Genomic DNA, 8,472 nt, shown 5'->3' with positions numbered 1-8,472 from the left:
CTGATGAACCATTAGCTTCTTGATCTAATTTCCTAACTCTATAACACTTCAAAAAGTTGCCTGCCTTAGACAGCTTATTCAAGTGCGTCCATTTATGGTTTTCCTCTACTTTCTTTCACACTATCCTTCCAAGAAAGGCGGTGTCGGCATGAATCAGGTAAAAACAGGCAGATTTATTGCTGAAATGAGAAAGCAACAGAATTTAACCCAGCGCGAATTTGCTGATATTCTTGGCATCAGCGACAAAACCGTAAGCAAATGGGAATGCGGCAACGGAATGCCCGAATTATCCTTGATGCAGCCGGTTTGTAAAGTTCTGAAAACAGATCTTAACGAATTGTTTTCAGGGGAAAGGCTGACCGATGCTGATTACAAAAAGAAAGCAGAGGAAAATATGATGGCGCTTGCAAAAGAAGCGGAGATAATGAAAAAGAACATTGTCGGCGGCAGGGTTTTAGGTAAGGTGGATAATGTGGAAATGGAGGTTTCCGAAGCGCATAAAACAAATAATGAGTTTTGGAGCACAATAGGCAGTGAGTTCCTGGGGGCGACTGCCCTGCCGGACTGGGGCAGTTTTTTCCCCTCAGAAGACAAATTGCATCTGCTTGGAAATCTTTCCGGGAAAAAAGTTCTTGAGATTGGCTGCGGCAACGGCCGTTCATTAAAATATGCCGCTGATAATGGGGCGGCAGAACTGTGGGGGCTGGATATATCTGTACGTCAGCTTGGACGCACGAAAGATTTTCTTGAAGCGCACAAAATCAATGCAAAGCTCGTCTGCTCCCCCATGGAGGATAAATGCGGGCTGCCAGCTGATTATTTTGATTTGGTATATTCCGTTTACGGAATAGGCTGGACTACTGATTTGGACAAAACCTTTCAGAATATCCATTCCTATTTAAAAAAAGACGGCGTATTCGTCTTCGGTTGGTCACATCCGATACATAAGTGTGTTTCGGTGGAAAACGGCAGACTTATTTTCAGTAATTCCTATTTTAATGAAGAATGGTATCGCGCTGAAATGAGTGACAAGGAGATTATGCTGTCCAACCGTATGTTGAGTACGTACATTAACGCTTTGGCCGATAACGGCTTTGTCATCGAAAAGCTGACGGAACAGACCGACAGAGAAAAAGCAATGGTGGCAGAGGATGATTTTGGAAGAAAGGCATTGATGCTGCCCACGGTTTTTGTCATTAAAGCGAGAAAATCATCCTAACCAGGATTTGAACAAAAAAGAACTTTGGAGAACAGGGCAATGCCCTATTCCCACTGAAACCACCGGATTCCTACGCCAATACAAACCACAGCAATCACCGCCATCACAATCACCGACACCAGCACGTTTTCCGCCCCCAGCCCAAGGGAAGCGGCCTTCAGCAGCTTGATTCCCTGCGTTAACGGCAGAATATCCGCTGCCTTCTGCATGGCCGCAGGCATTACCTCATAAGGAAGGGTAGCCCCGGAGAAAATCAACATGGGGAAATACAGAATGCTGGCAATCACCCCCGCCATTTTGGTATTCGGGGCAACCCCGCCCACCAGCATGCCGATGCTGAACATGGACACCAGCACCAGCAGATAGCCTCCGGCAAAGCTGAGCACCGATCCGCGGAACCTATATCCGAAGAAAAGTGCGGCCGCAAAATACAGCAACAGCAGGGACACCACGGCGTAGAGAGTATAGATTGTCACCTGCACAAACAGCAGCATGGCCGGGCTGACCGGGGTTACCTTATATCGTTTCAGTATTTTTCTGCTGCGGTAATCCGAAATTACCAGCGGCAGGCCCATAACACCGCCGGCGCAGATGGAAATTGCAGCCAGCGCACCGAAGGATTGCTCCAGGAAACTGTATCCGGCGCCTTCAAAGGCAGGTTTATCGCCATAAATGATTCCCAGAATAACCAGGACCACCAGCGGAACACAAAGCGCAAAAATGACCATGTCCATCCCGCGCAGCGACAGCTTCAGTTCAGTTTTCAGCATGGCTTTAAATGTTTTCATGGGCCGTTTCCTCCTCATCCGTATACCAAAGGTATGCATCCTCAAACTTCTCACAGGGACTTTTTTCCACCGCCTCGGAAACTGTTCCATAAAAGACGCTTTTTCCCTTTTTCAAAATGCAGATACGATCGCACAAAACCTCCACCTCGTCCATAAAATGGGAGGTCAGAAAGATGGTCAGGCCCTTTTCCTTCAAATCGGAAAGTATTTTCCATACCTCCCGGCGGGCCTTCGCATCCAGGCCGGTGGTCAGTTCGTCCAGAAAGACCACCTCCGGATTGGGAATAAGCGCGAGAACGATGAAAAGCCGCTGTCTCTGTCCGCCGGACAGATCCTTTACCAGGCTTTTTCCTTTATCCCCAATCCCAAATCTTTGAAGCAGCGCCGCCGGATCCGATGCATTCCGGTACAGGGACGCAGTTACCTCACACAGCTCCGCCACTCTGATCTGCTCCTGATAATTGCTCTCCTGGAACTGAACGCCTGTTTTTTCAAAAAGCGCCTTCCTGTCCGCCGTGGGGCTGCTTCCCAATATGGTGACGCTTCCCTTTTCCGGCTTTTTCGTGCCCAGCATACATTCAATGGCTGTGGACTTTCCCGCACCGTTTGCGCCAAGCAGCCCGAATACCATGCCGCGTTCCACAGACAGGCTCAGGCCGTCAACCGCCCGGAGGGCGCCATAGGATTTGGTAAGCTGTTCCACCTTGATTACTTCCTGCATATCATTGCCTCCTCTTCGTATTTTTACAGGGACAAGGATAGCACGGGAGCAAACACTGGTGGTTAACTGGAGGGTTTTCCGAACCTTCTTTTCATATTCTGCAGCATGCAAAGCATCTGACATGCATTTTCCTCTGCAGACGTCAGGGAGGTTATCAGCTTATCGCACACCGCGATGATTTCCGCATCAGGTCTCGGTGTGTCCAGCGCTTTTCTTATGTCCAGATCCGGATCTTCGGCCAGCTGGCTGAGCATGGATAAAATAGCCTCCAGGGAATAATTCGCACATCTTAAGGAGCGGATGATTTTCAGCTGTCTGATATCCTCCTCCGTATAAATCCGGTACCCGTTTTTTCTTCGTTTTACAGTCAGGAGGCCGTTTATTTCCCAGTTTCTCAGGGTATCCATTGAAATATTCAGTTGTTCTGACACCTCCTTGCGTTTTAAAAAGCAGGTGTTCCCGCTGCTTTCCCCATGGAAAATCTGTTTTACGCTTTCAATAGCTTCTTCCGCATTGGCAATTTCAGTTTTGACCTGGTCTATATATTCCCGGGTAAGCTCCAGCGCCGTATCATAATCTCCGGCGGCGGATACTTTTACCATATGAATTATTTTTTTCCTCAGCCCATTCTGCATTACCTCAATTTGAAAAGCAAGCCTGGCAAGACGGAACTGTTCCACATGCAGATCGGTAAAAACCCTGTAGCCGTTGCCCTGTCTTTGGGGCCTGGGAATCAGTCCCAGCTCCTCATACAGCCGCACCGTATTGGGATGTATCCCGATTTTTTCAGCAACTTCCGATGTCCTGTAGGTATTCATTGCAGCGCCTCCTTACGGTATTACCTTAGCATAACCGGAACAGTCTGGTGTTATAATGGAGGGTTTCCGGGAGGAGCAGAAAACCTGATGCAGCAGACGCGCCGCATCAGGTTTTCCCTTCCGTCACAGTTTATGTTCTCTTAAGAATTGGTTCTGCAGGGATTCTTCCTCCATCTGCATCAGTTCAATCCGGTTGTTGTCCGGATCATGGGTCCAGCACTGCCAGTTTTTATCCAGCCCCTGGGACACGGGCGAATCCAGTACGGCTCCCGCCTTTACAATCTGCTCCGCGGTTTTGTTAATATCCTCAACCTCAAAGCAGATGTGGGAATAACCGATGTTGCCGTCCTTATATTCCTGAGGGTTAACCCCTCCGTAGAATAATTCGATGAACTGGCTGCCGCCGGCATGGAGGTATACAATCCACGGGGCCCCTGTCACCGGATGCGCCATCTCAAACGCTTTCTCAAAGCCGAAAACATCATGGTAGAACTGAACCGCCTTATCCATGTCCGACACATTAAATGCTGCATGTGCCACCCCTTTAACCTGTTTTTCCATAAAAAATACCCTCCTTTTATATTTACGGCCCGCCGTAATACTGCGTGGCCTTTATAACAGCCTGAATTAAATACTCATTTTCCCCTGCACCTGCTGTAGCCTTTTCCGATTATTTTACAAACCGCTCTTTCCATATCCTGCAGTATTCCGCAAATTCCCTGTCCTCCGGATTCACCTGCAGCACAAACTGAATTCTTCCAAGGACAGAACATATATACCTCTGCTCCTCCACCGCATTCCCGGTCTTCTCCCTCAGCCTTTCAAGATGCCCTGTTACTCCATATTTCATGCAGTAATAGATCTCCTGCCGCAGTTTTTTACGGTAATCCCTGGAGACCTGGGGCTTTTCATTGACCACAATTCCCGTCACACTCTGGCGTACGCCGTCCTTCAGGAGCTTTGTTTTCTTTTCATTTAAGGAAAATCCCATCGCCTCCAGATAGCTTTTTACCTTATGATAAACAGCGGCGGGATCAAAATCTCCGGAAAAGGTCATGTCATCGCAGTATCTGGTGTATACGATCTGTCTCGCTTCACACCAGCGCCTCATGGATTCATCAAAGGGTCGCATCACCAGATTGGAGATGGCCGGGGAAGCCGGAGAGCCCTGGGGCAGGCGTTCCCGGCAGCAGCACAGGTTTGCCAGAAGCGCGGCGGCGGCCGGAGGAAACAGCGTATCCGGGAAGGCGGCGCTGATAACCCTGGGAAAGAGAATGCTGTCAAAAAAATGGCTGATATCCAGCTTGAGCACCTGCTTTCTCCCGGTATGCGGCCCGGCATTGGCCAGGATGTCCGTGCCTTTCCGATAGGCCCTGGCACAGTCCGATACGGGCCTTTGCTCCAGCACATGGTGCAGGATATTGCGCTGCACGGCCTTCAGTAGGCTGCAGGGAACCATAAGCGTCCTTGTCCCGCCATCCTTTTTTGTCAGAATCTCCTTATGGTAATTCTCCACTCCACGGTTGCTGAGCATATAAAGACAGGCAAGCTGCTTTTCCCTGCTCATACCGGCGCTGTGAGGGACAAGATCCAACGAAAGGATAAAGTCCTGGCATTGTTCTTTGGTACAGTATTTCCAAAGCTGCGAATTTGACATACAGGAGCCTCCTCCTTTCGTAAAAACAGGGACAATAAAAATACTTGACAGCATGGAAAATATTTTCACGGTAAAATCAAAAAGAGGAACCGCATATGAGCATCCCATGCAGTTCCTCTTTTATCCTCACGCGCTGCTTATAGCTTTGATAAGCCGGACGGCACAATACACCGATACCGTAAGCTGCGGAAATGTACAGCCGAAGGCGGTGTGCACACGGAAGTGTGCGGATGTACTTTGGAGCGGATTACGGGTGCAGGATTCTGCATGCAGTATTCTGCATGCCCACTGTTTCTAACTCCCGGCGGGGACTCCCCGTCAGGCCGGAAAATATTTTCCCGGATATGCTGCCGGCCGGCTTTTGTTTTATTCTAGCACAGTCCGTCAGGTTTTACCATCTTGTTTTACATCTGCTGCTCAGTTCGCCATCATTATACTTCACGCCCCGGGCTTCGGCCGTTGCTCTATTTTGAAACCATTCCGGGCACTCCTCCTGCTTGTTCTGTTTTCCCCTGAAACTGGCTCTTTTTATGCGCCTCCTGCATACAATAGGGTATTATGTAAAAAAAGGTGATATCCTATGGCACAGGTTTCCAATGAATCCGAACTTTCGGCAGCGCTTGCCGGAACAGACCCTTCCATTCAGCTGACGGCTGACATCCCTGTTACAAAACAACTGGAAGTCGGCCGTGACGTTACCATAAGCAGTCTTTTCCCGGATGTTTTTGCTCTGACGAAAGCCGCCGGCTACAGCCAAAACCTGTTCCGTGTCGCATCGGGGGCTTCCCTGCATCTGAACAACATTATTCTGGACGGGGATATGGCTGCCCATTCCGCATCCGACAGCGCCAACCGTTCTCTGATCTGCGTAAACGGCGGCTCTCTCTATCTGGAGGACGGCTGTATCCTGCGGAACAATTATTCTGCGGCGGAAGGCGGCGGCGTCTGTCTGCAGGCTGCCCCCACCCTGGCCAATTTACTTGTAATGAATGGCAATTCCCGGATTACAGGCTGTGTGTCCAAAACCTCCGGAGGCGCTGCCGCCATGTTTCCCGGGACCTCCAATGATCGTATGGAGTTTTCAGATCACGCAGTCATTGCGGATAATTCGGCGGCAAACGGCGGCGGCATCTGCTGCCATTCCCTCACATCGGGCGCAGGCATTTCCCTGACCATAGGCGATGAGGTGAGGATTACCGGGAACAGCGCTTCTTCCTCCGGCGGCGGCATCTTTTTTTCCGGCTATCGCAGCGGCGGGGCGGCATCCTCGCTTCTGAAGCTTACAGGAAGCATGTTGCTTGCCGGGAACAGCGCATATCATGGCGGCGGCGTTTACTTCTACAGCGCCAATGCGGGAGATCGGCTTGAAATATCCACCACGTCTCCGATATCGGCAAACAGGGCCTCCAATAACGGCGGTGCAGTCTGTCTGACAGCGGTTTTGCAGCCCGTCTCCATCAGCATCGACGGTACTGTATTCAGGGAAAATACGGCCGGTACAGGAGGAATGCTTTATCTGCTTTCCGACGCAGGTTTTTCCCTCTCCGCCCAAAACAGCAGCCTGATAAAAAATACAGCCACCACCGACGCCTCCGGCAGCGGCGGCGGCATGTGGCTTCAGAACCGCTCCCTGGCACACCCCTCCGAAATCCATCTTCAAAGCTGTCTGCTGGAGGGAAATCAGGCCTCGGCCTCCGGCGGGGCCATCGCTTTGTACGCCGGCCTGTCCGCCTGTTCCTTCACTGCCGCCGACAGCAGCTTCCTTTCCAACCGCTCCTCCGGCAGCGGCGGCGCAATCCTCCTGGGAAGTGAGGCCGAAACCTTTTTTCTCTCGGATGGCTGCCGTTTTGCGGAAAATGAGGCCGGCAACAGCGGCGGCGCCATATATTACAGCAACGGCAGCACCGGAACCGTCCGTTTTATAAATTCCAGGCTGCTCTCCAATACGGCCGGTTACGAGGGCGGCGCCCTCCGCCTCTTTTCCGGCAGCGGGACGCTGGATACCTCCGTGGAAAACAGCACATTTTCAGGCAATACAGCTATCAATAACAGCGGCGGCGCCATCTGGAACGGAGGAGGCGGCGCATCCCTTTTGATTACGGATGCCTCCTCCGTCACTAATAATACCTGCCGTATCGGCAACGGGGGCGGTATTTACTGCAATACGGCAAACGGAACGCTTACGCTTCAGGGCAAAGTGCTCGTCCAAAATAACCGGGCCGGTGCCAAAGAAAATAGTTTCGGCGGTCACGGCGGCGGCATCTGCTGTATTCCGGGGCGGCTTCTTATCCGGCCGGGAACGGATATTTCAGGGAACAGCGCCCTGCAGTCCGGGGGCGGCGTCAGCCTGGCGGAGGGCTCCATGCTGGATATGTCGGGCGGAAGCATACACTCCAATACGGCCCGCCGACAGGGCGGCGGCCTGTGGAACCACGGCGGCAGCACAGCCATTCTTACAGGCGGTGACATTTTTCTGAATCAGGCGGGGGTGGGCGGCGGAATATACAACGATATCGGCTCCCAGGTCTATAAGCTGAACCAGGCCTCGCTGGGCAAAGGCGGGGAGAACCGGGCCTCGTCCTATGCGCCGGGAATTTATAATAATGGAGAATTCTATATTGAAGGGCTGAGGGATATAACCAATGGTTTTTATATTGAAGATCGTGACGCCGTGGTCTTCCTTCAGGGCAGCCTGGATTTCGGGTCCGTAATACAGCTGGACAATTCCGGATATGTATCACCCAATCCGGAGGGAGAGCCTGTCATTGCCGGAGAAGGCACTCCCCCACATACCACTCTTACGCAGCAGGACGCCGATGCCTTCCGGAAACCGCCTCAGGATTTCGATGGCTGGGAAATAAGGCTGAACGGAAATCAGACGCAGGTCTGGCTGATTCCCATTGTATATGCTATCCGCTATGAAAATTTGGAGGGAAGCTCCCATCCCAATCCGGAATCCTATACGGCCGTCTCTCCTGATATCCGGCTGCTGCCACCCGGAGAGCGCACCGGATTCCGTTTTTCCGGCTGGTATAATGCTCCCGGGGGAGGCAGACAGGTCACGGTAATCCCCCAGGGCAGTACCGGAGATATCACCCTTTATGCCAGATGGGTACGCCGCAGGCCCCATCCTCCGCACAGGGCTAACCGAATCTGCAAACCCCAAAATCCATCCTGCCATACCCCGGACGGACCAGACACTTCCTGCTTCTGAAAGGACAGGAAACATGGCGCATGGCAGAAACCGGGGATACAGAAAAAAAGAACAA

7 protein-coding genes are annotated in these 8,472 nt (G+C 51.5%); 2 read left to right on the top strand and 5 right to left on the bottom strand.

Going from position 1 to position 8,472, the window contains the following annotated elements; all coding sequences use genetic code 11:
* The first annotated feature begins 148 nt into the window (after positions 1–148).
* On the top strand, positions 149–1,219 hold the full coding sequence (locus tag FYJ45_RS21965; protein WP_207708443.1) for a methyltransferase domain-containing protein: 1,071 nt from the start codon (positions 149–151) through the stop codon (positions 1,217–1,219).
* A 44-nt stretch (positions 1,220–1,263) separates the two neighbouring features.
* Here the strand turns inward: FYJ45_RS21965 and FYJ45_RS21960 are convergent, their stop codons facing one another.
* From FYJ45_RS21960 to FYJ45_RS21940, 5 genes are all read right to left on the bottom strand, one after another.
* Positions 1,264–2,007 carry an ABC transporter permease gene (locus FYJ45_RS21960; RefSeq protein ID WP_154467236.1) on the bottom strand — a complete coding sequence of 248 codons (744 nt, stop codon included), beginning with the start codon at positions 2,005–2,007 and terminating at the stop codon, positions 1,264–1,266.
* Positions 1,994–2,728, bottom strand: a complete 735-nt coding sequence (locus tag FYJ45_RS21955; RefSeq protein WP_154467235.1) for an ABC transporter ATP-binding protein — start codon at positions 2,726–2,728, stop codon at positions 1,994–1,996. The genes FYJ45_RS21960 and FYJ45_RS21955 overlap by 14 nt, the downstream gene beginning before the upstream one ends.
* Before the next feature lie 62 nt (positions 2,729–2,790).
* Positions 2,791–3,546 (bottom strand): MerR family transcriptional regulator, encoded by a 756-nt coding sequence (locus FYJ45_RS21950; RefSeq protein ID WP_154467234.1) that lies wholly within the window; start codon positions 3,544–3,546, stop codon positions 2,791–2,793.
* Between the two features lie 123 nt (positions 3,547–3,669).
* Positions 3,670–4,107: a VOC family protein gene (locus FYJ45_RS21945; protein WP_154467233.1), complete on the bottom strand. Its 438-nt coding sequence runs from the start codon at positions 4,105–4,107 to the stop codon at positions 3,670–3,672.
* A 109-nt stretch (positions 4,108–4,216) separates the two neighbouring features.
* Positions 4,217–5,203 carry a reverse transcriptase family protein gene (locus FYJ45_RS21940; protein ID WP_154467232.1) on the bottom strand — a complete coding sequence of 329 codons (987 nt, stop codon included), beginning with the start codon at positions 5,201–5,203 and terminating at the stop codon, positions 4,217–4,219.
* 580 nt (positions 5,204–5,783) lie between these two features.
* Here FYJ45_RS21940 and FYJ45_RS21935 point away from each other — a divergent pair.
* Positions 5,784–8,417: an InlB B-repeat-containing protein gene (locus FYJ45_RS21935; RefSeq protein WP_154467231.1), complete on the top strand. Its 2,634-nt coding sequence runs from the start codon at positions 5,784–5,786 to the stop codon at positions 8,415–8,417.
* Positions 8,418–8,472 lie beyond the last annotated feature (55 nt).

Origin of the sequence: Eisenbergiella porci (assembly GCF_009696275.1) — a bacterium.
Taxonomy (GTDB): Bacteria; Bacillota; Clostridia; order Lachnospirales; family Lachnospiraceae; genus Eisenbergiella; species Eisenbergiella porci.
This window is presented reverse-complemented; position numbering and strand designations above follow the sequence as displayed.

Coding starts and splice junctions, on each gene's coding strand:
- FYJ45_RS21940 (WP_154467232.1), bottom strand. CDS start 5,203: ATGTCAAATTCGCAGCTTTGGAAATACTGTACCAAAGAACAATGCCAG.
- FYJ45_RS21955 (WP_154467235.1), bottom strand. CDS start 2,728: ATGCAGGAAGTAATCAAGGTGGAACAGCTTACCAAATCCTATGGCGCC.
- FYJ45_RS21945 (WP_154467233.1), bottom strand. CDS start 4,107: ATGGAAAAACAGGTTAAAGGGGTGGCACATGCAGCATTTAATGTGTCG.
- FYJ45_RS21960 (WP_154467236.1), bottom strand. CDS start 2,007: ATGAAAACATTTAAAGCCATGCTGAAAACTGAACTGAAGCTGTCGCTG.
- FYJ45_RS21950 (WP_154467234.1), bottom strand. CDS start 3,546: ATGAATACCTACAGGACATCGGAAGTTGCTGAAAAAATCGGGATACAT.
- FYJ45_RS21965 (WP_207708443.1), top strand. CDS start 149: ATGAATCAGGTAAAAACAGGCAGATTTATTGCTGAAATGAGAAAGCAA.
- FYJ45_RS21935 (WP_154467231.1), top strand. CDS start 5,784: ATGGCACAGGTTTCCAATGAATCCGAACTTTCGGCAGCGCTTGCCGGA.